General features: G+C 40.2%; 28 protein-coding genes. 26 read left to right on the forward strand and 2 right to left on the reverse strand.

What is annotated here, in order from left to right:
* Window positions 1-71 precede the first annotated feature (71 nt).
* The 20 genes from spoIIIAA to spoIVB all read left to right on the forward strand — a co-directional run bounded on the left by spoIIIAA (window position 72) and on the right by spoIVB (window position 17,681).
* Window positions 72-1,034: a stage III sporulation protein AA gene (gene spoIIIAA / locus EFT72_RS00270; protein WP_124064824.1), complete on the forward strand. Its 963-nt coding sequence runs from the start codon at window positions 72-74 to the stop codon at window positions 1,032-1,034.
* Window positions 1,035-1,040: 6 nt separating this feature from the next.
* Window positions 1,041-1,571, forward strand: coding sequence for a stage III sporulation protein AB (locus tag EFT72_RS00275; protein WP_124064825.1), 531 nt, complete (start codon window positions 1,041-1,043; stop codon window positions 1,569-1,571).
* Between the two features lie 10 nt (window positions 1,572-1,581).
* A complete protein-coding gene (gene spoIIIAC / locus EFT72_RS00280; RefSeq protein WP_124064826.1) occupies window positions 1,582-1,776 on the forward strand; it encodes a stage III sporulation protein AC in 195 nt (64 codons plus the stop codon).
* An 8-nt stretch (window positions 1,777-1,784) separates the two neighbouring features.
* On the forward strand, window positions 1,785-2,171 hold the full coding sequence (locus EFT72_RS00285; protein WP_124064827.1) for a SpoIIIAC/SpoIIIAD family protein: 387 nt from the start codon (window positions 1,785-1,787) through the stop codon (window positions 2,169-2,171).
* Window positions 2,172-2,185: 14 nt separating this feature from the next.
* A complete protein-coding gene (locus EFT72_RS00290) occupies window positions 2,186-3,367 on the forward strand; it encodes a stage III sporulation protein AE (protein WP_124064828.1) in 1,182 nt (393 codons plus the stop codon).
* 5 nt (window positions 3,368-3,372) lie between these two features.
* Entirely contained in the window at window positions 3,373-4,032 is a 660-nt protein-coding gene (locus tag EFT72_RS00295; RefSeq protein WP_243109905.1) for a stage III sporulation protein AF, read from the forward strand.
* Entirely contained in the window at window positions 4,001-4,606 is a 606-nt protein-coding gene (locus tag EFT72_RS00300) for a stage III sporulation protein AG (protein ID WP_347561814.1), read from the forward strand. Before EFT72_RS00295 ends, EFT72_RS00300 begins: the two co-directional genes overlap by 32 nt.
* Before the next feature lie 15 nt (window positions 4,607-4,621).
* Window positions 4,622-5,446 (forward strand): SpoIIIAH-like family protein, encoded by an 825-nt coding sequence (locus EFT72_RS00305; RefSeq protein WP_206426585.1) that lies wholly within the window; start codon window positions 4,622-4,624, stop codon window positions 5,444-5,446.
* Window positions 5,447-5,522: 76 nt separating this feature from the next.
* Window positions 5,523-5,909, forward strand: a complete 387-nt coding sequence (locus EFT72_RS00310; protein ID WP_124064831.1) for an Asp23/Gls24 family envelope stress response protein — start codon at window positions 5,523-5,525, stop codon at window positions 5,907-5,909.
* 223 nt (window positions 5,910-6,132) lie between these two features.
* Window positions 6,133-7,560 carry a sensor domain-containing diguanylate cyclase gene (locus tag EFT72_RS00315; protein ID WP_124064832.1) on the forward strand — a complete coding sequence of 476 codons (1,428 nt, stop codon included), beginning with the start codon at window positions 6,133-6,135 and terminating at the stop codon, window positions 7,558-7,560.
* A 107-nt stretch (window positions 7,561-7,667) separates the two neighbouring features.
* Window positions 7,668-8,111, forward strand: coding sequence for a transcription antitermination factor NusB (nusB, locus tag EFT72_RS00320; RefSeq protein ID WP_124064833.1), 444 nt, complete (start codon window positions 7,668-7,670; stop codon window positions 8,109-8,111).
* A gap of 1 nt (window position 8,112) precedes the next feature.
* On the forward strand, window positions 8,113-9,411 hold the full coding sequence (gene xseA, locus EFT72_RS00325) for an exodeoxyribonuclease VII large subunit (RefSeq protein ID WP_124064834.1): 1,299 nt from the start codon (window positions 8,113-8,115) through the stop codon (window positions 9,409-9,411).
* Between the two features lie 14 nt (window positions 9,412-9,425).
* Window positions 9,426-9,638 carry an exodeoxyribonuclease VII small subunit gene (gene xseB / locus EFT72_RS00330; RefSeq protein ID WP_124064835.1) on the forward strand — a complete coding sequence of 71 codons (213 nt, stop codon included), beginning with the start codon at window positions 9,426-9,428 and terminating at the stop codon, window positions 9,636-9,638.
* Window positions 9,628-10,515, forward strand: coding sequence for a polyprenyl synthetase family protein (locus EFT72_RS00335; RefSeq protein WP_124064836.1), 888 nt, complete (start codon window positions 9,628-9,630; stop codon window positions 10,513-10,515). Before xseB ends, EFT72_RS00335 begins: the two co-directional genes overlap by 11 nt.
* 16 nt (window positions 10,516-10,531) lie before the next feature.
* Window positions 10,532-12,454, forward strand: coding sequence for a 1-deoxy-D-xylulose-5-phosphate synthase (dxs, locus tag EFT72_RS00340; RefSeq protein WP_124064837.1), 1,923 nt, complete (start codon window positions 10,532-10,534; stop codon window positions 12,452-12,454).
* Window positions 12,454-13,269: a TlyA family RNA methyltransferase gene (locus tag EFT72_RS00345; protein ID WP_124064838.1), complete on the forward strand. Its 816-nt coding sequence runs from the start codon at window positions 12,454-12,456 to the stop codon at window positions 13,267-13,269. The genes dxs and EFT72_RS00345 overlap by 1 nt, the downstream gene beginning before the upstream one ends.
* A gap of 11 nt (window positions 13,270-13,280) precedes the next feature.
* A complete protein-coding gene (locus EFT72_RS00350) occupies window positions 13,281-14,138 on the forward strand; it encodes an NAD(+)/NADH kinase (RefSeq protein ID WP_124064839.1) in 858 nt (285 codons plus the stop codon).
* An 11-nt stretch (window positions 14,139-14,149) separates the two neighbouring features.
* Entirely contained in the window at window positions 14,150-14,599 is a 450-nt protein-coding gene (gene argR, locus EFT72_RS00355; protein ID WP_124064840.1) for an arginine repressor, read from the forward strand.
* An 11-nt stretch (window positions 14,600-14,610) separates the two neighbouring features.
* Window positions 14,611-16,281, forward strand: a complete 1,671-nt coding sequence (recN, locus tag EFT72_RS00360; RefSeq protein WP_124064841.1) for a DNA repair protein RecN — start codon at window positions 14,611-14,613, stop codon at window positions 16,279-16,281.
* 125 nt (window positions 16,282-16,406) lie between these two features.
* Complete coding sequence (spoIVB, locus tag EFT72_RS00365) at window positions 16,407-17,681, forward strand: SpoIVB peptidase (RefSeq protein ID WP_124064842.1); 1,275 nt, start codon at window positions 16,407-16,409, stop codon at window positions 17,679-17,681.
* 64 nt (window positions 17,682-17,745) lie between these two features.
* Here spoIVB and EFT72_RS00370 read toward each other — a convergent pair whose 3' ends face one another.
* Window positions 17,746-18,105 (reverse strand): PqqD family protein, encoded by a 360-nt coding sequence (locus EFT72_RS00370; RefSeq protein ID WP_124064843.1) that lies wholly within the window; start codon window positions 18,103-18,105, stop codon window positions 17,746-17,748.
* Window positions 18,102-20,012: an oligopeptide transporter, OPT family gene (locus tag EFT72_RS00375; RefSeq protein ID WP_124064844.1), complete on the reverse strand. Its 1,911-nt coding sequence runs from the start codon at window positions 20,010-20,012 to the stop codon at window positions 18,102-18,104. The genes EFT72_RS00370 and EFT72_RS00375 overlap by 4 nt, the downstream gene beginning before the upstream one ends.
* 475 nt (window positions 20,013-20,487) lie before the next feature.
* Between EFT72_RS00375 and spo0A the strand changes: the two genes are divergently transcribed.
* From spo0A to EFT72_RS00405, 6 genes are all read left to right on the forward strand, one after another.
* Entirely contained in the window at window positions 20,488-21,294 is an 807-nt protein-coding gene (gene spo0A / locus EFT72_RS00380) for a sporulation transcription factor Spo0A (protein ID WP_124064845.1), read from the forward strand.
* A 305-nt stretch (window positions 21,295-21,599) separates the two neighbouring features.
* Window positions 21,600-22,169, forward strand: coding sequence for an HD family phosphohydrolase (locus tag EFT72_RS00385; RefSeq protein ID WP_124064846.1), 570 nt, complete (start codon window positions 21,600-21,602; stop codon window positions 22,167-22,169).
* Window positions 22,170-22,182: 13 nt separating this feature from the next.
* Entirely contained in the window at window positions 22,183-22,644 is a 462-nt protein-coding gene (locus EFT72_RS00390) for a divergent PAP2 family protein (protein ID WP_124064847.1), read from the forward strand.
* A gap of 109 nt (window positions 22,645-22,753) precedes the next feature.
* Window positions 22,754-23,308, forward strand: a complete 555-nt coding sequence (locus tag EFT72_RS00395; RefSeq protein WP_124064848.1) for a putative ABC transporter permease — start codon at window positions 22,754-22,756, stop codon at window positions 23,306-23,308.
* A 54-nt stretch (window positions 23,309-23,362) separates the two neighbouring features.
* A complete protein-coding gene (locus EFT72_RS00400) occupies window positions 23,363-23,959 on the forward strand; it encodes a Maf family protein (protein WP_124064849.1) in 597 nt (198 codons plus the stop codon).
* Window positions 23,956-24,741 carry an HAD family hydrolase gene (locus EFT72_RS00405; protein ID WP_124064850.1) on the forward strand — a complete coding sequence of 262 codons (786 nt, stop codon included), beginning with the start codon at window positions 23,956-23,958 and terminating at the stop codon, window positions 24,739-24,741. The genes EFT72_RS00400 and EFT72_RS00405 overlap by 4 nt, the downstream gene beginning before the upstream one ends.
* Window positions 24,742-24,755 lie beyond the last annotated feature (14 nt).

Consider the following 24,755-nt stretch of genomic DNA (forward strand, 5'->3'; position numbering starts at 1 on the left):
AAGGCAAAAGCGGATTTTTTAAGGCATAATTTGTCCCACTTCACATATATTGAGTTAAGAGGAGGGATAAGATGGAGAAGAAAGACGAGTTCATCCATATATTTTCCAGAAACATAAGAGAAATTCTAACTCAGGTTTCCATTGATTTTTCAGAGGTTCAGGAAATCCGGTTACGGGTGGCAGCCCCTCTTTTGATGGTGTACAACAATCAGGAGTTCTATGTTACTTCAGATGGATTGTTAAGTAAGAAAAGAGAAGAAGCTTATATAGCTTCGAAAGAGGAACTAAAGGAAACGATGGAATTTATGAGTAACTATTCCCTTTATGCCTTTGAAGATGAGATGAAGCAAGGGTTTTTAACCATACAAGGGGGACACAGAATTGGGATTGCAGGAAAGACCATACTAGATGATTCTGGAATCAAAACCATGAAATACATTTCTTTTATCAATGTACGACTGTCTCACCAGGTAAAAGGGTGTGGGACCTTGGTTTTGCCGTATCTATATAAGGAAGAGAGAGAAATCTTCCATACATTGATTATTTCACCACCTCGGTGCGGAAAAACCACACTATTACGGGATTTGATCCGCCAGATATCAGATGGGGGAAAAGGACATCCGGGCATGAATGTTTCAGTTGTGGATGAGCGTTCCGAGATTGGGGCATGTTTTCAGGGAGTCCCTCAAAATGATCTGGGTATTCGTACCGATCTTTTGGATTGTTGTCCGAAGGCAAGAGGGATGATGATGTTAATTCGAACGATGGCACCGAGTGTAGTAGCGGTAGATGAAATTGGAATTAGAGAAGATCTAGAGGCAATGGAGTATGTCATGAACTGTGGGTGTAAGCTGGTTGCGACTGTACATGGCAGCTCAATTGAAGATTTAAAACGAAAGCCAGTACTAAAGAATCTAGTAGAGGATCAGATTTTTGAGCGATATATTGTACTTAATAACTCTGGTAAAATCGGAAAAGTAGAAAAAATTTGCGATGCCAGAGGAACTAGTATTTGGTCGGACAGGCAGGTGTAAATTTTGATGGAACATACGTGGGTGCGGATCGTAGGTGCGGTCCTTGTTATTTTATCCAGCTCAGGTCTTGGTTTTTTTATGGCGGCTCAATGGCAAGAGCATTTAAAAACAGTGGAAAGACTTCGGAAAATGATATTTCTATTAAAGGGAGAGATTTTGTATGCGCAATCTTCTCTTGCAGAGGCGTTCGAACGTACAGGCAATAAAACAGGCGGAGAATTGGGAACCTTGTTTATAGAGGTATCCAAGCGGCTGTTCGCCCAAATGGGAGAATCCTTTTATTCCATCTGGCAGGAAGAGATTGAAACGCTTCCAAAAGAGATCTGTTTATCCAGAGAAGACAAACAAAATCTAAAAGATCTAGGAGAGCATCTGGGATATCTGGATTTGGATATGCAGGAAAGAAATATTCTTTTGTATTTGGAACAGCTTGACTTGACCATTGGTTATTTAAGAAAACATAAGCAGGAGAAAAGTCGTCTTTATACCAGTCTTGGAATTATGGGTGGTTTGTTCCTGACGTTAATCATGTATTAAGGAGGATGGCATGGGAGTCAATTTGATATTTAGAATTGCAGCGGTTGGAATCCTGGTTTCTGTCATCTGCCAGGTATTAAAACACAGTGGGCGGGAAGAACAGGCATTCCTAACAAGCCTTGCAGGGCTGATACTGGTTCTGTTTTGGCTGGTGCCTTACATCTACCAGTTATTTGAATCCATTAAAAATCTGTTTGCATTGTAGGTGAGAGTATGACGGTAGTATCTATAGCTGTAGTTGGCATTATTGCAGTCCTTTTAGCCGTTTCGTTAAAAGGAGTAAAAGGGGAGTACGGGATTTTAATTGTTCTGGCAGCATGTTTTTTAATCTTTTTTTATGGATTGGCAAAACTTAACACCATCCTGGAAACCATGAAAGAAATCCAGTCTTATATTAAAATTAACCGTGTATATTTGTCAACTCTGGTAAAGATGATTGGAATCACATACATTGCGGAATTTTCCGCAGGAATCTGCAAAGACGCTGGGTATGGAGCTGTTGGGACTCAAATTGAAATATTTGGAAAGCTTTCTGTATTGGCAATTAGTATGCCGATTCTCCTGGCTCTTATTCAGACACTTCAGGTATTTTTATCGTAACAGGGGGGAGATGCATGGGAAAGAAAATAGCTGTATTCTTGTTCTGTTTTCTGTCAATATTTCTAATCCCTCAAAGGGTGTATGGGGCAGAACCGTCTGCTGGCAAAGAGACAGAAAAAAGCGGTACGGCGCAACTTGATTTAGACCAGTATGATTTATCTGATATCCAAAATTTTCTGGATCATAACAAAGAAGGGTATGGAATAAATCTCTCCTTTCTGGATCTGATGAAAGCGTTGATAGATGGGGATTTAAATAAGGGAATGGGACAGGCTGGAAATGCGCTAAAAAATCTACTGTTGGGAGAGTTAAACCACACCAGCCATATGATGGGACAGATCATTGTGCTTGGTATCATTGGAGCAGTATTTACTAATTTTTCCAGCGTGTTTACTGGAAGCCAGATATCGGAAACCGGTTTTTTTGTTACTTATTTATTGTTGTTTACTTATTTGGCTGCCAGTTTTTTTACCAGCATTGCCATAGTAAGTGATGTGGTAGGCCAGATTATGGGGTTTATGAAGGCATTGCTGCCGGCTTTTTTTCTGGCAGCCGCTTTTGCAGGAAGCAGCGCATCGGCCGTGGCATCTTATGAGTTTACCCTAGTTGTCATAACAGCAGGTCAGTGGCTGCTTGGGTCTGTGCTTTTAGCACTCATACGGGTTTATGCTCTTCTTATTATGGCTGGACATATTGCGAAAGAAGATATGCTTTCTAAGTTAACCGATCTTTTGAAACAAATTGTCTCATGGTCGTTAAAAACGTTAGTTGGTGTTGTTCTTGGTTTTCAGATCATACAATCTTTGGTTCTGCCTTATGTAGACTCGATGAAAACAGGAACCGTACAGAAAATAGTGGGAGCCATACCTGGAATTGGGCAGGGCGTAAGTTCTGTGGTTCAGATGGTGCTTGGTTCTGGAGTGGTGATTAAAAATAGCATTGGTGCCGCGGGAATTCTGATTCTGATTCTGATCACTGTAATCCCACTTTTAAAGCTTGTGATTTTGATGATTTTGTATCAGTGTGTGGCAGCGCTTTTGCAGCCAGTTTGTGATATAAGAATCGTTTCCTGTATATCCGATATGGCAAATGGTCATAAAATGCTGTTATCTGTAGCAGCTACTGGAGTGGTTTTGTTTGTTGTTACCATAGCGCTGGTTTGTGCTTCAACCAATGTAACTTATTTTACTGGGTGAGAGAGATGGATCAAATATATGATTGGGTACGTAATATTACATATTATCTTATTTTTATAACGGTAGTCGAAAATCTGCTTCCCAGTAAAAAATATGGGAAATATATTAAATTTTTTGCTGGAATGGTTTTAATTCTTATTGTGCTGAAACCAATTACTCAAGGACTTAGACTTGATGATACGATGGCAAACTATTTTAAAACTATAAGTCTAAAAAATGATGCGAAAGAACTGACTGGTAAAATTTCAGATATGGAAGGGAAGAGACTGGATCAGATGATTAAGGGATATGAGAAAGCAGTTGGAACAGATCTTATGTCAATTGCAGAATCAGAGGGATATCACTGCGAAAAAACAGATGCAGTCATTGATAAAGACCAAAACAGTGATACATTTGGTCATGTGATTGAGGTGAGTCTTATCCTCCGTCCGGAATCAGTAGAGGGAGAAATAAAAGAGGCCGCCTCCATTAAAAGTAAGGCAGTTCCCGTTGAAAAAATAAAGAAAATTGATGGAATAAACATAACAAAAGAAGATCATAAAGTGATAAAAAAAGAAAAAAATGAGGAAAATTCCAGTGTTTCTGGTCTTAGAAGGAGGATTGCAGAATATTATGGTTTGGAGGAACAGGATATTGAAATTCAAATGGAAAATGGGGAAGGATAAATGGTTGATCCTACTGGCAGTTGGAATGATTATCCTAATCCTTACCTTTCCATCAGGTTCAGGAATCACCAAAAAGGCGGAGAAGGTAGAAATAGGAAAACAACAGACTACACTACAGCAGGGAATTGTTACAGAACCGGCAGGAAAAGATCAGGCGGTGGCAGCAGGAACAAATCGGTCGTACGAGGAACAACTGGAGGCAAGGGTAAAGAAGATTTTAAAAACCGTTAACGGTGTCGGTCAAGTGGAAGTTATGATTGTATTAAAATCTTCAGAGGAAAAAGTTTTAAGAGTGGATAAAGAAAGTTCCGATTCCTCCACGGAGGAAAATGACAGTTCTGGAGGAACCAGAAAAATTACAGACATTGAGAAAAAAGAAAATACAATACTGACCGGATCAGGAGATAATTCTGCTCCGATTGTGGAGAAAGAAATACGTCCGGAAATAGAAGGAATCATCATTAGCGCCCAGGGCGGAGGCAGTCCTACGGTAAAAGTTGAAATTTCCAGTGCCATGGAAGCATTATTTAACCTGCCCCCACATAAAATAAAAGTATTAAAGAGGGTGGAATAAAAAGGAGTGTCAGGTATGAAAAGTTGGAAAACAAGCAATGAACCCAAAATCCCGAAGACCTCAAAGAGGATGGATATGAAAAAACTGTTCCGAAGAAACCAGATCATTATTACGACTCTGGCAGTCATGATTGCGGCAGCCGGATATTTAAATTATGCTGGGAAACAGGAAGCAGTATCCGGAACCGACGTATTTGAGGCAGGAGTGACGGATGTTTCAGAAGATGATATTTTCGCTGAAAACCAAGAGATGACGGACGGAGATAAGAATCAGGATATTGCAAGTCTCGATCAAGATCCTGAAGATATCGACAAATTGGCAGCAGCAGAATCAGAAAGTACCGACGAAAAGACCACGGTTGGAAATACAGAAGCAGCAGCCGAGATTCCCGGCTCTGATAATGTTGCAGATAACGAAACACAGGCAGCGGACACAGGTCTTGATAACCCTGGTGAAGCAGTTCTTACCAGTGGTATGAATGTTTCCGACTACATATCTAGTGTACAGTTAAACAGAGAACAGGTACGTGCTAGAAACAAAGAAACACTGATGAATTTGATTGATAATACTAACATTGATGAAAAAGAAAAACAGGATGCCATTCAACAGATGATTGATATGACAGCCATCTCAGAGAAAGAAAATTCAGCAGAGACATTGTTACTTGCCAAAGGGTTTGCAGACCCGGTTGTAAGTATCTCTAACGGAAAAGCAGATGTTGTAATCAATGCCACGAGCATTACCGATCCTCAGCGTGCCCAGATTGAAGATATCGTAAAAAGAAAAACGGAATTGGGTGCAGAAAACATTGTAATTACTCTTATGAAACTAGAGGAGTAAAAAGCCTTTGCAAACAAAGGACAATTTTGCTATAATGATTCCAGAACCTAGAATTTAAATACAGGAGGGAATTGCTGTGGCAGAGATAGAAAACAGAAATACTCACAAAGTATATGAAAAAGATAAAATCGGCGAAGTACAGATTGCAGACGATGTGGTAGCGATTATCGCAGGTTTAGCAGCAACCGAAGTAGAAGGCGTAGATTCTATGGCAGGCAACATCACCAATGAGTTGGTGGCAAAGCTTGGTATGAAGAACTTATCCAAAGGCGTGAAAGTAGAATTGACAGAGGAGCATGTATCGGTAGATCTCTCTCTGAATATCAAATATGGTTACAGTATTCCTTCGGTCAGTGAAAAAGTACAGGAAAAAGTTCAGAATGCCATTGAGAACATGACAGGATTGACGGTACTAGATGTAAACATTAAGATTGCAGGAGTTACGCTGGAAGAAAGCAAGTAAATATAGTGATATGATAAGATTCGGTGGGGACAATCAGGAGACTGATCAGACCTCACCGTTTTTTGTTCTGAATGTTTTTGTTCCGTTATGTGAATATTTTATCAAAATTCTTTTCGATATTTGGAGTCCTCTTTCCTAAAAATGTCCTTGTAATGAAACAAGACAGGCTTTATAATGAACGCAGATTGCGTATGGAAGGATTCGTAGGAGATAGGTGACTTTCATGAAATATCATAAGAATTTAGTGCATCATCCTCCCAAGGTGATGATTCTAACCGGACTTTTTGTGTCTGTAATTCTTGGGATGTGTATTTTAAATGTGTATTTTTTTAAAGAAGTAGAAAAAAGTCTTTTTAAACAGACGTTTCAAGATATCAAGCAGGAGAATGACAAATCGATGACATTTCTTTCTACCACGATTCAGGCGAAGAAGGAGTGGCTTCAGCTATTTACAACGTATTGCGTTCTGCCAGATGGATCCGGAGAGGAAAGTTGGTGGGGAGTTCTTGAAGATTACGATAATACAGATTCCAGATTTTTAGTAGCCGATGCAGATGGAATTGCTTATTATGGGGATCATCATAAAAAAGATATCTCTTCTCAATTATATTTTGAAAAAGCAATGCTTGGAAATGCCAATCTCTCCGGTGTTCTAAAAAGAGAATTTAACGGTCAGGACGGGATCGTTTTGGCGGTTCCAATTATTCGGGAAAACCAGGTGAAAGGAGCTGCCATTCTGGAATTTTCCACGGATAAGTTAAGGCAATATATAAATGATTCTGAGTTTAGCAGATACGGTACAAACTTGATTTTTACAAAAAATGGAAATATGCTGGTTACCTGCGGCATCTTTGGGGATTACGGAAACCTATACGACATTCTAAAGACCATGGAATTTCGAGAAGGATCTTCTGTTGAAAAGATGAAAATAGATTTGGAAGAAGGAAAAACCGGTTATATTTCCTATTATAATGATGGACGCAAACGACTTTTATACTATCAGTCTATAGGGATCGAAGACTGGTTTTTGGCTTCTATTGTGGAAACGGAAGGATATGAGAGTACGTTTTACCGGATCCGTCATTTGACGGCTAGTTTTATTACTGGCTCTACGATCCTATTGGTTTGTGGAGGTCTTTTGATCTTGGGGATCTTTCACTTGAGAAAAAGAGAAGTAAAAAGATCGCAAAAAGATTATCTGACTGGTGTATATACGAGAGAAACTGCCAGAAAATTGGTGGAACCGAGGTTAAAAGTCGGAGGAAAGAAACGTTTTTATGCCTGTATGTTCCTTGACATTGATGATTTTAAGAAAATCAATGACACATTTGGGCATGATGAAGGAGATCAGGTACTGGTGCATGTGGGACAAATTTTAAGTGCCTGCACTAGAGATGAGGATGTCATCGTACGGTTTGGTGGAGACGAGTTTTTAATCTGGCTTTATGGAATTCGCGGCAGAAAACAACCGGAAAATATTGCACAAAGAATATTAAATGCATTTGATCTTTCTGGAAAGATTCATGCCAGCATTGGAATTACCGCGGTTCAAGCAGATGTAACTGATTACGATGAGATTTTAAAACGGGCGGACCAGGCGCTCTATCAGGCAAAAAGAAAAGGAAAGAACCAATATTCAGTACAAAATTAAATAAATCTTAGGAGTTTGGAAATAAAGTTTCTATTGTATAAAAAACCCTATTAAGGTATAATAATTCCAAACGTCCAGAAAAATCACCAATAGGAGGACCATGGGTAATGACCAGAAGTAAGATGCGCGAACACTGTTTTAAGATGCTTTTCTGTGTGGATTTTCACACGGTAGAAGAAAAGATCTGGCAGTTGAACCAATATTTTGAGGCACCGGCAGAAGACGGTACGAACAGTGAAGGTGAGGAAGTAATTCTTCATGACGTTTTAATGAGTGAAGATAACTCTGACTATTTGATAAAAAGGGCAGAGTCTATTATGGAAAAGATTCCGGAACTGGATGAAAAAATCAATGAAGTAGCAGAAGGGTGGAAGACAAAACGAATGGGACGAGTAGAACTTACCATTCTTCGCCTTTCTCTTTATGAAATAAAATTTGATGAAGGTGTGCCGGAGAAAGTGGCCATCAACGAAGCAGTAGAACTTGCGAAAAAATACGGCGGGAACGAATCTCCGGCATTTATAAACGGAGTTTTGGCAAAGCTGGTGTAAGATGGGAAGCGTTTATTCCGTATCGCAGGTGAATGCGTACATTAAAAACATGTTCGCTCAGGATTTTGCATTGAATAAGATTTCTGTTAAGGGCGAGGTATCCAATTGCAAATACCATAGTTCCGGGCATATCTATTTTACACTTAAAGATGGCAGTTCTTCTATGGCTTCGGTTATGTTTGCCGGTTATCGAAAAGGTCTTTCTTTCCAGTTAGAAGAAGGGCAGCAGATCGTAGTCAGAGGAAGTGTGGAAGTATACGAACGAGATGGAAGATATCAGCTATATGCCCAGGAGATCAAAAAAGAGGGAATCGGGGATTTATTTGAACGATTCCAGAAACTACGCAATGAACTGGAAGAGATGGGGATGTTTTCTCCAGAATATAAAAAAAACATTCCCCGCTATAGCAAACGAGTCGGGATTGTAACCGCACCTACAGGGGCGGCAATCCGCGATATTATAAATATTTCCACCAGACGGAATTCTTATGTTCAGCTTTTTCTCTATCCAGCGTTGGTTCAGGGAGCCAGTGCAAAAGAAAGCATTGTAACAGGAATTAAAACTTTGGATCGGTTGGGACTTGATGTTCTTATCGTTGGAAGAGGTGGGGGATCCATTGAGGATTTATGGGCATTTAATGAAGAAGTGGTTGCAAGGGCGATATTTAACTGTGTAACACCTGTAATTTCAGCAGTGGGACACGAAACAGATGTAACCATATCAGATTACGTGGCAGACATGCGTGTACCAACCCCTTCCGCAGCGGCGGAGTTAGCAGTCTTTGATTACCAGCAGTTTGAAGATCTGGTCAATCAGTACAAGATAACTCTTAAAAATCACATGGAGCGTAGAATTGAGCGATATAGGTTCCGTACAAACCAGTACGAGCTTCGGATTAAGTACCATGATCCCAGCCGCCGGTTACGAGAAGAAAGGCAGAGACTGATCGATCTGGAAGATCGGTTAAAAAAGCGAATGCTTTTAAAGACAGAAGCAGATCGCAAACGAGTAGAAGACAGAACCGTCCGTATGAGACAGTTGATTGAAAAACAGGCAGTTCGGGACAGGCATAGATTGGATCTTTTAATCAGCCGTCTAGAGGCGCAGTCTCCACTCAAAAAGATTGGCAGTGGATATGGATTCGTCACCGATCAAAAGAATCAGAGAATTGACTCAGTAAAACAGGTCATAAAGGGAGACAAAATCCGATTACAGATCCGGGATGGCAGTTTGGACGCTGTGGTCTCTCATGTGACTCCATCGAAAAAAGGCGGCGAGTCGAATGCAGCACAGGAGTAAGGAGATAGGAACCCATGGCAGCAAAGAAAGAAAGAACCATTGAAGAGACATTGAAAGAACTAGATGAACTGATTAAAATGCTGGAAAGCGGAGAAAGTTCCCTAGAAGATTCGTTTCAATTTTATGAAACAGGTATGAAGCTGATCAAATCTTGCAATGATAAGATAGACAAAGTGGAAAAAAAGTTAATTGTAATTGAAGAAAATGGAGAAGAACATGAACTTTAAAGAGATGTTTTCTGACCGCACAAAAGAAGTAGATGATATTATTAAACGTTACCTTCCAAAGATAGAGGGGGATCAAAGCACTGTTTTAGAAGCGATGGATTATAGCGTCCGAGCCGGTGGAAAACGGCTGCGCCCCATGTTGATGCAGGAAACATATCGTTTGTTTTGCGGATCTGGAAAAGAGATCGAACCTTTTATGGCAGCCATTGAGATGATTCATACATCGTCTCTGATTCATGATGATCTCCCCTGTATGGACAATGATACGTTAAGAAGGGGATTTCCTACGACCTGGGTAAAATTTGGGTATGATATGGCCGTGCTCGCTGGGGACGGTCTTTTGATCTATTCGATGGAAACTGCTTCAAAAGCGCTTACTTTATCTGCCCGTCCAGAGCTGGTTGCCCAGGGGATGGGGATTTTAGCACAAAAGACAGGCATCTTTGGAATGATAGGCGGACAGACGGTTGATGTCGAACTTTCTGGGAAAGAAATCCCCGCTCAAAAACTTGACTTTATATATCGGTTAAAAACAGGAGCATTATTGGAAGCTTCTATGATGATAGGTGCCCTGCTTGGAGGTGCCGACGAAAAACAGTTAAAAATAGTGGAGAAAATGGCAGCTTCCATTGGTATGGCGTTTCAGATACAAGATGACATTCTAGATGTTACAAGCAGTGAAGCGGTTCTTGGAAAACCGGTATTTAGTGACGAGAAGAACCATAAAACCACGTACGTGACCTTAGAAGGTATGGAAAAGGCCAGGAACGATGTAGAACGCATTTCAGAAGAAGCGGTTTCCTGCCTGCGAAAACTTCCGGGAGAGAATCCATATCTGGAAGAACTGATTCGTATGCTGGTGAACCGGGAAAAATAAAGGATCTGATAAAATTATGATTTTGGAAACAATAGACGGACCTGAAGACATCAAAAAACTATCCAAACAGGAACTTTTGATTTTGAGTCAGGAAATCCGAGACTTTTTAATAGAAAAATTAAGTATAACAGGCGGTCATCTTGCTTCAAATCTAGGTGTAGTAGAACTGACTATGGCTATTTATCTTGCGTTTGATCTGCCAAAAGATAAGATCGTATGGGATGTGGGACACCAGGCTTATACCCACAAGATACTAAGCGGGAGAAGAGGAGATTTTGATGACCTAAGGCAGTATGGCGGCATGAGTGGATTTCCAAAGAGAAAGGAAAGCCCATGTGACGCATTTGATACGGGCCATAGTTCCACTTCTATTTCCGCTGGACTTGGTCTGGCACAAGCCCGGGATGTACTTGGTGAGGATCAATTCGTTGCATCTGTCATTGGAGACGGTTCTTTAACCGGTGGAATGGCATATGAGGCGCTTAATAATGCTGCCCAGATGAAGAAGAATTTTGTAATCATACTTAACGACAACAACATGTCCATCTCTGAAAATGTAGGTGGGATGTCCATGTATCTAAACAGCATCCGGACCGGGGAAGGGTATTTGGATTTGAAAAAATACGTGACGAATGTACTAGCTCGCATTCCAGTGTTCGGGGATCAAATTATAGATAAAATCAGCCGGACAAAGAATGGGATCAAGCAACTTTTAATCCCAGGGATGCTGTTCGAAAATATGGGACTTACTTATTTAGGACCTGTAGATGGACATAATGTGAAGGCACTCACAAGAACATTAAAAGAAGCGAAAAAGTTAGAACATACGGTCTTGGTGCATGTGATCACCAAGAAGGGAAAAGGGTATGCACCAGCAGAGAAGAATCCATCCAAATTTCATAGTGTTGAACCGTTTGACATTCTGACCGGAAAATCAAAAAAAGAAAAGAAAAATCTTAGCTATACCGATGTGTTTTCTAAAACCATCTGTCGATTGGCAAAAGACGATAAAAAGATTGTGGCAGTTACTGCAGCCATGCCCGATGGAACTGGATTAAACCGTTTTTCGCATCTGTATCCAGATCGTTTTTTTGATGTCGGAATTGCAGAACAACATGCAGTTACATCCGCAGCAGGTATGGCAGCTGGAGGGTTAAAACCGGTGGTTGCTGTGTATTCTTCTTTCTTGCAACGGGGGTTTGATCAGGTACTACATGATGTATGTATTCAGAACTTACCAGTTGTATTTGCAATTGACAGGGCGGGGCTGGTAGGAAGTGATGGAGAGACGCATCAGGGGATCTTTGATCTTTCGTTTTTAACATCCATCCCCAATATGAACGTATTGGCTCCTAAAAACATGTGGGAACTGGTAGATGCCATTCCCTTTGCTTTATCCCTAAACTGTCCCGTCGCAGTCCGGTATCCAAGAGGGGAAGCCTATCAGGGTCTGAAGGAATTTCGTTCTCCCATTGTCTTAGGGAAAGGAGAAATGCTATACGAAGAAGAAGACATCGCCCTTTTAGCCGTAGGAAGTATGGTTAGTACCGGAGAGCATGTACGGCAGAAATTAAAGTCAGAAGGCTGGAACTGTTCCCTTGCGAACGGACGTTTTATCAAGCCATTTGACAAAGAACTTTTGGATCAACTGGCCAAAAAACATTGGTTAATCGTAACCATGGAAGAGAACGTCTTACAAGGCGGTTTTGGATTATCTGTGACTGGTTATCTCCATCAGCATCACCCTCATATGAAGGTATTAAACATTGCTTTGCCTGATACATATGTAGAGCACGGGAATGTGTCCCTCCTTCGAGAAGGTTTGGGCATTGACAGTGATTCTGTTATCTGGCGCATGAAAAAAGAGTACCTGGATTTGGAACGGCAGAATGCAGAATGGAGAAATTATAAAGTTAATACAGGGGAAGAAAGAAAATAATGAAAGAAAGATTGGATGTACTGTTAGTAAAGCAAGGACTTGCTGAGTCCAGAGAAAAAGCAAAAGCCATCATAATGTCTGGGATTGTCTATGTGGATGGAGAAAAAGAGGATAAAGCCGGTACTTCCTTTTCGGAAGCTGTGAAAATTGAGGTACGGGGCAATACACTGCCCTACGTTAGCCGTGGGGGATTAAAACTGGAAAAGGCGATGACTCATTTTGACGTGACCTTAAAGGACAAGATTTGTATGGATGTAGGTTCCTCAACGGGAGGATTTACAGACTGTATGCTGCAAAATGGAGCAGAGCGGGTATATGCAGTGGACGTAGGTCATGGACAGCTTGCGTGGAAACTAAGAAATGATGAGCGGGTTATCTGCATGGAAAAGACCAATATTCGATATGTGACCCCAGAGAAGATTGAGGATAAAATTCAGTTTTCCTCCATAGACGTAGCGTTTATCTCTCTGACTAAGGTGCTAGGACCTGTTAAAAATCTTCTTACGGAAGATGGTGAGATTGTATGTTTGATTAAACCTCAATTTGAGGCAGGACGGGAAAAGGTAGGAAAAAAAGGCGTAGTAAGAGAAAAATCCGTACACCTAGAAGTGATAAAGTCCGTTATCTCGTATGCAGTTAGCATTGGATTTGAGATTCTTCATTTGGAGTATTCTCCCATCAAAGGACCAGAAGGGAACATTGAGTATCTGCTCCATGTAAGAAATCACCCCACAGGAGAACCATATAAAGACGATACGGTAAACCCGGCTGCGATTGTTGATGAAGCTCACGCAGACCTAAGGGAAGGCAGATAAGGAGTTTTCTTATGAGGTATTTTTATGTAATTATGAATCCAGATAAACAGGGGGTCAGGGAAACGGCTTTAGAGATTCGTGACTATTTAACCAACCGGGGAGCTGTTTGTTTGATTGGTGACGACGAGATCCAGAACGGGCAGAGGGGAAAGCACTATACGGATTCGTCTAAGGTACCAAAAGAGACGGAATGTGTGATTACTCTGGGGGGGGATGGAACGCTTATTCAGGCGGCAAGAGATTTAGCTGGTCGTAACTTACCAATGCTTGGAATCAACCGTGGAACACTAGGTTATCTGACCCAGGTTTCAAGAACAGATGAAATCGGCCCGGCGCTTAGTACGCTTTTGGATGATGACTATATGTTGGAAGAACGAATGATGCTAAAGGGGACGGTACTGCGCAATCAAAAAAAAGTCGATGAAGATATTGCTTTAAATGAGATTGTAATTTCCAGAGGGAAATATTTAAAGATGCTGCAATTTGAGGTCTATGTCAATCAACAGTTTTTAAATCAATACCGGGCAGATGGGCTCATAGCAGCAACTCCAACGGGTTCAACTGCCTATAATTTATCCGCAGGAGGTCCGATCCTTATACCGGATTCCCAAATGGTTGTTTTAACGCCTATTTGCTCCCATGCACTGAATACAAGGAGTATCGTACTCTCCCCAAAGGACCAGATCCGAATCGAGATTGTAGGCCGTACTGAAATCGATCAGGCCGCGATATTTGACGGAGATTCTGGGATCAATCTGGAAACAGGTGACTGCATTGAAATCAGTCGGTCAAACATTAAAACAATTCTTGTAAAATTAAAAAATATATCATTTTTAGAAAATCTTCGCAATAAAATATCTGGAATTTAGGAGGTGATAGGATGAAACTGGAACGACACAGTAAAATTGTAGAACTCATAGGGAAACATGAGATCGAAACACAAGAAGAGCTGGCTGACTATCTCAATCAGGCAGGATTTGCGGTGACGCAAGCAACTGTTTCCAGAGACATTAGAGAACTGAAACTGACAAAAGTTCAATCAGATTCAGGCAAACAGCGTTACATGGTACTTCAAAACCAGGGGTCTTTTAGTGATAAATATATCAGAATTTTAAGAGATGGGTATTTATCAATGGATATGGCACAGAATATTCTGGTGGTTAAAACCGTTTCGGGTATGGCAATGGCAGTTGCCGCGGCTATTGATGCGCTTCATTATAATGAAGTTGTCGGCTGCATTGCTGGAGATGACACCATTTTTTGTGCCATTCGATCCGTGGATGATACAATATTAATGATGGACAAATTAAAAAAGCTTATTACGGGATAAGGAGGCAAACCATGCTTTCAGAATTACACGTAAGGAATTTAGCCCTGATTGAACGAGCCGATGTGGAATTCACAAAAGGGTTTAATGTCTTAACAGGGGAAACAGGTGCTGGTAAATCCATAATTATTGGATCTGTTACCATTGCATTGGGTGGAAGAGTGCCAAAAGATATCATTCGCAAAGGTGCGGAGTATGCCTACATAGAATTGATTTTTACGGCAGATGATAAAGAACAAGTCAGACGGTTAATGGAAAAGGATGTAAAACCGGATGAAGACGGAACCGTGATTATCTCAAAGAAGATTATGCCGTCAAGAAGTTTAAGCAAAATTAATGATGAAACGGTGACCGCAGGAAAGCTGCGGGAAATCACCGGTCTTTTGATTGATATTCATGGCCAGCATGAACATCAGTCTCTACTCTACAAGTCAAAACATCTTGAAATTCTGGATCGTTTCCAAGAGAAAAAATCCCATATCCTAAAAGAGAATATAGCAGATACTTATCGGGAATATATCCGGTTAAAGGAGCGGCAGGATTCCTTTCAGCTTGATGAGGAAGTCAGACTTCGGGAGATGGATTTTCTTCGTTTTGAAATTGATGAGATCGAAAATGCCCAGTTAAAAGAAGGAGAGGAAGAAGAACTCACTTCTAGATACCGGCTTTTTTCCCATGGAAAAAAGATTACGGAAAGTCTGTCTGCAGCCGATACGATCGTAAATAACCAGCAAATTGGACGTGCTTTAAAAGAGATCGAATCGGTCACTTCCTATGATGACCGATTGATTCTAATCCGTGACCAACTCTTTGATGTGGAAGCGATATTAAATGACATCAATCATGAAATAACCTCCTATATGGATGATGTGTCATTTGATGAAAGTGAATATGAGCAACTCGAAGAACGTTTGGATCAGATCCATAATTTAGAAGCGAAATACGGTAAAAGTCTGGATCTTATCTTTAAGAATCTAGATGAAAAAAAGAATAAATTGGAAGAACTAGAAAATTATAATCTATTAAAACAAAAAACGGAAAAAGACATTCATATAATCGAGGATAAATTAGACGATCAATGTGGACAATTATCCTATCTAAGAAAAAAAACAGCAAAAGAATTATCTGAAAAAATAAAAAAAGGGTTAACAGATTTAAATTTTATGGACGTTGCGTTTGATCTGGATTTTACAAAACTAAATCATTATACTGCCAATGGATACGATGAAGCGGAATTTGTACTATCGACCAATCCTGGAGAACCATTGAAACCGTTAAGTTCTGTGGCATCGGGGGGTGAAATGTCTCGGATTATGCTCGCAGTTAAATCAGTTCTGGCGGATTCCGATGAGATTCCTACTTTAATTTTTGATGAGATTGATACCGGTATTAGTGGCAGAACGGCTCAGAAAGTATCAGAAAAAATATCTATGATAGCTGGTAGTCATCAAGTGATCTGTATCACGCATCTGCCTCAGATTGCAGCTATGGCGGATTCTCACTATGAAATTAAGAAAACATCAGATGGAGAGAAAACCACCACCAGTATTTACCAATTAAAGAAAAGAGAGATTGTGGAAGAACTGGCAAGATTGTTAGGAGGCGCAAAAATAACAGATACCGTACTAGAGAACGCAAGAGAGATGAAGCGTCTTGCAGATACTACAAAAAATCACAAATTATAACTGGTGAAAACTCCAAAATTAATTTCATTCAACTAAAATATGACAGAGTGTTTTCGCCGATTTCTCACATACTATGAGAGGAGCCAAATATTTGTCTCCTTAAATCTTCTAAGGAGGTATGTGAGATGGGGAAAAACAAATTTCATAAACTTATTGTCAGGGCATTCTGGGTTAGTCTCATCTTTTGCATCGGATTTTCCTGGTTCTATATGAAGCGGGTGATTCCGGATAAGTTAAATATTGTCGCTGCAGAAGAGGAAGAGTTTCATTTCTCCATGCCTTTTGATGTAACATTACATTCCGATAATGAAGAAGTAATGTTACAAAATGGATCTAACATTCCTTCTGACCAGATTCATTTACAAGTGAATGAGCCATTTTCGCTTTATTCCAATAATCAGGGAAGCTATAAGCTGGCATTAAAGCTTTTTGGATGGATTCGATTAAAAGACATCCAAGTGAATGTTGTAGATACCAAATATGCTGTCCCCTGTGGCACTCCTATAGGAATCTATTTAAAGTCCAATGGAATTATGGTCATTGGTACGGGGGATGTCACGAAGAAGGACGGAATGACCGTAGAACCTGCGTTTGGAGTCTTACAATCAGGAGATTACTTAGAGGCAATCAATGGAACACCTTTAAAGGATAAGGAAGCCTTGATCAACCAGCTAAACAAGATTGGGGAATCGGAAGCAGATCTAAAAGTACGCAGAAATGGGGAAAGCATTGATGTAAAGATGAATCCAATCCAAACCGATGACGGCACTTATAAGCTAGGAGTCTGGGTTCGGGATGACACGCAGGGAATTGGCACAATGACTTACGTAGACATGAATGGTCATTTTGGTGCACTCGGTCATGGTATTAGTGATAGTGACACAGGCAATGTAGTACAGATTACAGATGGTACCCTTTACGAAACCGCAATACTAGGAATTGAGAAAGGAACGTTTGGAAAACCAGGAGTTATGAGTGGAATCATCTATTATGGACCAGGATCTACACTTGGGACCATATCTTCTAATACAGAAGAAGGGATCTTTGGAACCGTAAATGATCGGTTTAAACAAGGAATTCAACAAGACGCCATACCCATAGGGTACCGTCAGGATGTAAAAAAAGGAAAGGCCTATGTGAGAAGCGATGCATCCGGGAAGGTCAAAGATTATGAAATAGAAATACAAAAGGTGGATTATTCCACCACTCATAAGAGCAAAGGTATGGTGATCAAAGTCGTAGATCCGGAACTCTTGGCTTTAACTGGAGGAATTGTACAGGGTATGTCGGGCAGTCCCATCCTACAGGATGGAAAGTTGATTGGAGCAGTTACCCATGTATTTATTCAAGATTCCACCCGGGGATATGGGATCTTTATTGAAAACATGATAAATCACTGATTCAATATCAGGAAAGAAAAGGACAGAATCGTAATTTCTTACGGTGCCGTCCTTTTTTCTCTTGTTATTTGTTGCTTTTAAAATAAATAAATTCGTAGCTTAAAAGGATTTCAAAAAACTTAATTAATCGTTCATAGAGAGGGTTGGCTTCCTCGCCAAACCGTTCCTTCACCAGCTCGGAGATATGGTATATGTCTTTTTCGCCATCAATGAGAGGCCAAACGAAACTACCCATAGAATCCAGATGAATATGGCTTGTTTTGGGACGCTTTAACAACGTTTGTGCAAACCAGTTAAAGACACCTTTGTTTTCAATATCCAGTGTAACCTGACCTTTATTGTCTTTTTTCCAAAGAATGGAATCCGTACGGACCGGGATTCGTTCCAAATAATTCTCTTTTTTTATTTGTTTTTTTTGCTTCATTTTTTCGATTTTTTCCACACTGTGAATTTTAAAAGACTAAGTATTATCAGTGCAAAAACCAGAAGACTACCAACCTGTTGGACTACAGGGGATAGAGATAATCTGCCGGATAAATCAATCGCCTGATCAATTCCAAAGACTGCCAAAAGTGCCAAGAAAATCCCTACAAGACCTTCGCCTGCAATCATGCCGGAACAGTATAGCATTCCATCACTGATGAGACGTTCTTTTTCTTTCTTTTCTTTCTTTTTCATACGATCAAAGCCTAAACGAACCAGTCCACCTACCATAATGCAGGCATTTAACTGCACTGGAAGATAAACACCTATAGCAAATGGAAGAACCGGAATTCCCATAATTTCAACAGATATAGCTAAAAACACACCCATAAATACCAAAGACCATGGTAGATTGTTATCCATAACACCTTCAATAATCATCTTCATAAGCATAGCCTGTGGTGCACCAAGTTCTTCGGTACCAAATCCCCAAGCAGCATTTAGCAAATATAAAACGCCTCCGATGGCAACCGCAGCTGCAGCAACACCGATTAATTCTCCGATCTGCTGCTTTTTGGGAGTCGCACCAAGCAGGTATCCAGTCTTTAAATCCTGAGACGTATCTCCTGCAATGGCAGCTACCATACAAATAATAGAACCAATTGCAATGGCTCCCTTCATTCCATGTATTCCGTCATCACCGGTTGCTTTTAAGATAATGGTTGCAAATAAAAGCGTTGCAATTGCCATACCAGAAACTGGATTGTTACTGCTTCCTACTAAACCGACCATACGAGATGACACGGTAGCGAAGAAAAAACCAAAGATAACTACAATGACAGCACCAATAAAACTAACTGGGATCGTAGGAATGAGCCAAATTAAAACAGTTAAAATGGTGATTGCAATTAATATAAACTTAAATCCCAGATCCTGATCCGTGCGGAGACTACTTCTGGAATTGGAATTTCCCATTCCCTTCATGGCATCCCGGAAGGTAGAAATAATAAGCGGAAGAGATTTAATTAGGCTGATAATACCACCTGCAGCCAGCGCACCAGCACCGATGTAACGGATATAAGTTCCCCAGATGGCACCAGCACCTTTCTCTAAAAACATTTGTCCAATGGGGATCGTACCGGGATACAAAGTTAAATCCGATCCAAACATTACAATGGCAGGAATCAAGAGAAGCCAGCTAACGATACCGCCAGCAAACATATAAGATGAGATTCGAGGACCGCAGATATAACCCACACTCATAACAGCCGGGTAAATCTGTGTCCCGATTTCCCCAGGATACTTTCCTGGCTGATAGGAAACTTCTCCGGGAACGATCTTTAAACCGTCGATGATAAATTTAAACACAGCAGCTAATCCCATTCCAGCAAAGACGGTGGAGGCATTTGCACCCCCTTCTTCTCCGGCAAGGAGAACCTCAGCACAAGAGGTTCCCTCGGGATAAGGAAGGATTCCATGTTCTTTTACAATCAAAGCTTTCCGCAATGGAACCATAAATAGGACACCTAAAACACTACCAAGAAGAGCGATTAACGTAATCTCTAAAATTCCAGGTGTTTCCATTTTTCCTTCTGCAGCCCATAAAAAAAGAGCTGGTAAAGTAAAAATAGCGCCTGCAGCCAATGACTCTCCAGCAGACCCAATGGTCTGAACCATATTACTTTCCAAAATTGAATTTTTCTTAAGAATCACTCGTATCACACCCATCGAGATAACGGCCGCTGGTATAGAAGCGGAGATGGTCATCCCGACACGAAGCCCTAAATAAGCATTCGCAGCACCGAATACAACGGCGAGTATAATTCCCATAATAATCGATGTGATCGTAAACTCAGGAGTTACTTTGTCCGCTGGTATGTACGGCTTAAAATCGGTTTCTTCATTCATTGCTATTCCCCCTAATCATTTTTCTTTTCTTCATAATTATAGACATTTCCACACACATAGGCAACCTTTTTTGACAGATTTGATAGGAAATATTATTAAAACAATTATTTTGACAGCAGAGTAACATGGAAATATTTGAAAAATAAAGTGAAAAATGAGTATTTACTCTTTTCAATGTCATATTATTATGATAATATAGAATATGGATTGGATAAAAGAACTGGTTTTTTGACGACAAGTAGTTTCAATTTTCAACATAAGTAAAAAAGTGAGATAGAAACGCAGATCCATACAAGATTAAGCCTTTTCTTGATTCGACACTTTTATGAGAGATCAGAAATGGTTAAGAAAAACCAAAGTCAGGCCTTGTTGTCGAAATATGCGATAGAATTTCATTGCGGCATAAGCGAGAGCAAGACTATAATGGCTATACATTAGTTTTCATATATTTTGGAGAATCAGGAGGAAGTAGCATATGTCAGAAATTAGTATTGCGATTGCAGATGATAACCTGCAGACCTTAAATCTGTTGAATGATATACTGGAAGGGGAGGAGGATTTTCATGTTGTAGGAAGAGCAGATAATGGGGAAGATGCTTATAACATGATCCTTAAAACAAATCCAGATGTTGTCTTATTGGATGTGATTATGCCGAGAATGGATGGAATTACAGTGATGGAGCGGGTCAGAGGAAGTGGAGCCGTGAATAAGATTCCGTCGTTTATTATGGTTACAGCGGCTGGAAGTGAAAATATTACCGAAGATGCGTTCCGTATGGGAGCAAATTATTACATAATGAAACCTTTTAGTAAGGAAATTATCGTCGATAAGGTACGAAGAGTGGGGCAAAGAAAGAGTAAAACTCCAAGTCTTCAGGGAATGAAAAAGGTGAAGCCTTATGTCAATAAAACTGAATATATGGAACAAAATCTGGAAAATGATGTCACACAGATGCTTCATGAGATTGGTATTCCTGCTCATATCAAAGGATATCAGTATTTAAGAGATGCCATCGTAATATCTGTCCAGGATCAGGAGATGTTAACCTCTGTTACTAAGATTCTATATCCTTCTATTGCCAAAAAGCATCAGACAACACCTAGCCGTGTAGAACGTGCCATTCGACATGCCATTGAAGTTGCATGGAGCAGAGGGAAGATGGATACGATCAATGATTTGTTTGGATATACCGTAAGTACAGGGAAGGGTAAGCCTACTAATTCTGAGTTTATTGCTTTGATAGCAGATAAAATAAGATTAGACTATAAAAAACTTTCTTAATTGTGAATCTTTAGACTTCCTTATTTCTTAAAAATGCATTATACTATAGCATGACAGTTTTTTAATGCAGAATAAGAGTAAGGGAGTTTTTTTGGATGAAAAAGATAAATTCTTATAATCTATGCTCCTATTCAATGGAATCAAGTCAGGTGCTGCATTGATCTCTGTTATCGAAATCACATTCATAATAGACCATGCCATGACGGGGGTTGCTTTATGGAAGACGAAGACCATGAAGCACCTTGAACTTTAGATTGGCTGAATGACGGTAAGTCAACCATAATTCAGGAAAGAAGCGTAGACTCATGAAAAATAAGCATATGACCCGGAAGGAAAGACAGGAATTGATCCATTGGGCAGAAGATTCCTTTTGGGTAGAACAAAAAAATTATAGCGATGATCCAGTGTATATGGATTGCGTAAAGGATATTCTTGATAATAAAGTATTCCAGTCCATGGAAGGATTTCTCCAGCATGGAGATACAACTTGCAAAGCTCATTGCATCAAAGTATCTTACATGAGTTATTGTATCTTAAGAAAATTAGGCTGGGAATACAAAGAAGCAGCAAGAGCTGGTCTTCTTCATGACTTGTTTTTGTATGACTGGCATACGCATGCCAAAGAAACGGGGGAACATTTTCATGGTTTGACCCATCCCAGAACTGCGTTAAACAATGCGGAAAAATATTTTGAGCTGACAAGAAGAGAAAAAAATATGATTTTACGCCATATGTGGCCGCTGACTCCGATTCCGCCAAGTTCCAGAGGTGGATTTGTAATCGTTTATTCTGATAAATTTTGCGGTGCGATTGAAACTATGGCGAGAATAAAGCGTTGGATTTTATTTGGTTTTGGCATAAAAGGCGCAGTATAAGATGGAGGAAACCATGGAATTATGGGAAGATTTAATTGGGAATCAGGTCCTTGCGACAGCCGTTACTGGCTGGCTGGTGGCACAGGTTTTAAAAACCTTACTGGATTTGGCCCTTAATAAGAATTTTAATCCGGAGAGACTGGTGGGCTCTGGTGGTATGCCAAGCTCTCATTCCTCTACGGTATGCGCTCTGACAACAGCGGCTAGTTACCGGTATGGAGTCAGTTCGTTTGAGTTTACAATCTGTTTTGTACTTTCTATGATTGTTATGTATGATGCCATGGGAGTACGAAGAGAGACAGGAAAACAAGCGAAACTTTTAAATAGTATTCTGCTTGAGAATCCGTTAAAATTAAACGGAGAAATCCTTCAGGAAAAATTAAAAGAGTATGTGGGACATACCCCATTGCAGGTAATTGCTGGAGCAATTTTAGGCATCTTGCTTGCTGTTTTTATGTCGCAATATTATTATTAGAGATGAATTTTTCGGAGAATCGTAAGGAAATACCCCTTGATTTCTTTAGATTTCCATATTATACTTTAACAAGTTTAAATATTGTTAAAAAATTGGAGGCAAATTGGATATGTCAATTTATCATCAGATAAACTGTTTTTTCCTGTTCAGCTTTCTTGGCTATCTTCTTGAATGTTCTGTACTTAGTTTTGAGAATAGAAGGATTGTGTATAATCGTGGATTTGGACATGGACCATTCTGCATTATTTATGGATTTGGAGCGACTGGAGCCATGATTTTATTAAAACCACTTATGAATGATCCGATTCTGCTTTATTTCGCATCCATGGCGATGGCAACCTTTATGGAGCTGGTAACCGCCAATATGATGATTCGGCTCTTTGGTTCTTTCTGGTGGGATTATAGCAGGAAACCATTTAATTACAAAGGGATTATCTGTCTGGAAAGCAGTATTGCCTGGGGATTTCTAGGAATTTTTTATTTCCGTTATCTTCGTGGATTTGTGAATCAGACCGCAGGTATGATACCGGAAGGTTTAGATCGGTTGGTTGCTATGAGTCTGGTCATATTCTATGCAGTGGATTTTATTTACACCATGCGGTTGCAATTCAAAGGAGAATGTGAAGAAGATACATCTCTGGTAGGACGACTGAAAGTATATTGATGATACGGCGGGATTCGTTAAGGGTCCCGCCTATTTACGATTTGGAGGTTACCAATGAAAAATAAAGTGACAATTGTACTGGCTTCTGCTTCTCCAAGAAGGAGAGAGCTTTTAAATCAGATTGGATTAGAACCCAGGATTAAGCCAAGTACTATGGAGGAGAGGATCACAACTACAGTACCTTTTGATGCAGTCAGGGAGTTATCTCTGCAAAAAGCAGAGGATGTGGCGAGGTCTGAACCACCAGGAACAATTATCATCGGAGCAGATACGGTTGTTGCTTTGGAAGGAAAGATTCTTATAAAACCTGCCAGCCATGAAGATGCGTATGAGATGATTTCCGCACTGGAAGGAAAGACCCATGAGGTCTTTACAGGAGTGACTCTTTTGCATGTGAAAGAAACGGGGACAGTGGTAAAAACATTTGCAGAACGTACGCTTGTACATGTATATTCCATGTCAGAAGAAGAGATAAGAAACTATTCCGAGGATGAAGAACCTATGGATAAGGCAGGCGCTTATGGCATTCAGGGAAAATTTGCAGCCTATATCAAAGGGATAGACGGAGATTACAGCAATGTAGTCGGTTTGCCCGTAGGCCGTGTATATCAGGAATTGAAGCAGATGCTAGAACAGGAGGCAGAGGTATGATAAAACTAATCACATCAGATATCGATGGAACTTTGGTGCACGATGGAAGGAATGATATAAATCCGGAGATTTATGACGTGATTTTGAAGCTTCGGTCCAAAGGCATTCAGTTTGCCGCAGCCAGTGGACGCCAGTGGGCAAGCATTGAATCAATTTTTGAACCGGTAAAGGAAAAGGTTTTTTATTTATCGGATAACGGAGCCTATGTGGGTTGCCATGGAAGAAATCTTTTTTTAAATCCAATTAAACGTCAGACAGTTCTGGATATGATCACCGATGTACGCAAGAGGGAAGACCTAGAACTTATGGTAAGCGGTCCGAATGTTGTATATTTAGAAACCAAGGACAAAGAATTTATCGACTGGCTGGTTAACGGGTATAAGTTTCGAGTTTCCGTTGTCCCTGATTTAACACAAGTAAATTCGGAGTTTATTAAAATCAGCGTGTACCGTAAGGCGGATGTGGAACTACACACCAAATCATTGCAGGAAAAATACAAAGACCGTCTCAAAATCACCATAGCGGGAAATATGTGGATGGACTGTATGAAACCTGGAATCAACAAAGGACAGGCGGTTAAGCTTCTTCAGGAAGGACTGGGGATCAAACCAGAAGAGACTATGGCTTTTGGAGATCAGTTAAATGATGTTGAGATGTTAAAACAGGCGTATTATAGTTTTGCTGTGGGAAATGCTCGGAAAGAAGTGAAGGCAGCCGCCAGATTTCAGACAGATACCAATCAGAATGATGGTGTTATAAAAATACTAAAACTGCTATTATAGCATGAAAAGAGGAA

The sequence above is a fragment of the Clostridium sp. E02 genome, from assembly GCF_003833015.1.
Classification (GTDB): domain Bacteria; phylum Bacillota; class Clostridia; order Lachnospirales; family Lachnospiraceae; genus Lacrimispora.

Coding starts and splice junctions, on each gene's coding strand:
- xseA (WP_124064834.1), top strand. CDS start 8,113: ATGGGAAGCGTTTATTCCGTATCGCAGGTGAATGCGTACATTAAAAAC.
- spo0A (WP_124064845.1), top strand. CDS start 20,488: ATGTCAGAAATTAGTATTGCGATTGCAGATGATAACCTGCAGACCTTA.
- recN (WP_124064841.1), top strand. CDS start 14,611: ATGCTTTCAGAATTACACGTAAGGAATTTAGCCCTGATTGAACGAGCC.
- argR (WP_124064840.1), top strand. CDS start 14,150: ATGAAACTGGAACGACACAGTAAAATTGTAGAACTCATAGGGAAACAT.
- EFT72_RS00350 (WP_124064839.1), top strand. CDS start 13,281: ATGAGGTATTTTTATGTAATTATGAATCCAGATAAACAGGGGGTCAGG.
- dxs (WP_124064837.1), top strand. CDS start 10,532: ATGATTTTGGAAACAATAGACGGACCTGAAGACATCAAAAAACTATCC.
- EFT72_RS00395 (WP_124064848.1), top strand. CDS start 22,754: ATGTCAATTTATCATCAGATAAACTGTTTTTTCCTGTTCAGCTTTCTT.
- spoIIIAA (WP_124064824.1), top strand. CDS start 72: ATGGAGAAGAAAGACGAGTTCATCCATATATTTTCCAGAAACATAAGA.
- EFT72_RS00295 (WP_243109905.1), top strand. CDS start 3,373: ATGGATCAAATATATGATTGGGTACGTAATATTACATATTATCTTATT.
- EFT72_RS00370 (WP_124064843.1), bottom strand. CDS start 18,105: ATGAAGCAAAAAAAACAAATAAAAAAAGAGAATTATTTGGAACGAATC.
- EFT72_RS00305 (WP_206426585.1), top strand. CDS start 4,622: ATGAAAAGTTGGAAAACAAGCAATGAACCCAAAATCCCGAAGACCTCA.
- EFT72_RS00315 (WP_124064832.1), top strand. CDS start 6,133: ATGAAATATCATAAGAATTTAGTGCATCATCCTCCCAAGGTGATGATT.
- EFT72_RS00390 (WP_124064847.1), top strand. CDS start 22,183: ATGGAATTATGGGAAGATTTAATTGGGAATCAGGTCCTTGCGACAGCC.
- spoIVB (WP_124064842.1), top strand. CDS start 16,407: ATGGGGAAAAACAAATTTCATAAACTTATTGTCAGGGCATTCTGGGTT.
- EFT72_RS00405 (WP_124064850.1), top strand. CDS start 23,956: ATGATAAAACTAATCACATCAGATATCGATGGAACTTTGGTGCACGAT.
- EFT72_RS00290 (WP_124064828.1), top strand. CDS start 2,186: ATGGGAAAGAAAATAGCTGTATTCTTGTTCTGTTTTCTGTCAATATTT.
- nusB (WP_124064833.1), top strand. CDS start 7,668: ATGACCAGAAGTAAGATGCGCGAACACTGTTTTAAGATGCTTTTCTGT.
- spoIIIAC (WP_124064826.1), top strand. CDS start 1,582: ATGGGAGTCAATTTGATATTTAGAATTGCAGCGGTTGGAATCCTGGTT.
- EFT72_RS00400 (WP_124064849.1), top strand. CDS start 23,363: ATGAAAAATAAAGTGACAATTGTACTGGCTTCTGCTTCTCCAAGAAGG.
- xseB (WP_124064835.1), top strand. CDS start 9,426: ATGGCAGCAAAGAAAGAAAGAACCATTGAAGAGACATTGAAAGAACTA.
- EFT72_RS00375 (WP_124064844.1), bottom strand. CDS start 20,012: ATGAATGAAGAAACCGATTTTAAGCCGTACATACCAGCGGACAAAGTA.
- EFT72_RS00285 (WP_124064827.1), top strand. CDS start 1,785: ATGACGGTAGTATCTATAGCTGTAGTTGGCATTATTGCAGTCCTTTTA.
- EFT72_RS00335 (WP_124064836.1), top strand. CDS start 9,628: ATGAACTTTAAAGAGATGTTTTCTGACCGCACAAAAGAAGTAGATGAT.
- EFT72_RS00275 (WP_124064825.1), top strand. CDS start 1,041: ATGGAACATACGTGGGTGCGGATCGTAGGTGCGGTCCTTGTTATTTTA.
- EFT72_RS00345 (WP_124064838.1), top strand. CDS start 12,454: ATGAAAGAAAGATTGGATGTACTGTTAGTAAAGCAAGGACTTGCTGAG.
- EFT72_RS00385 (WP_124064846.1), top strand. CDS start 21,600: ATGAAAAATAAGCATATGACCCGGAAGGAAAGACAGGAATTGATCCAT.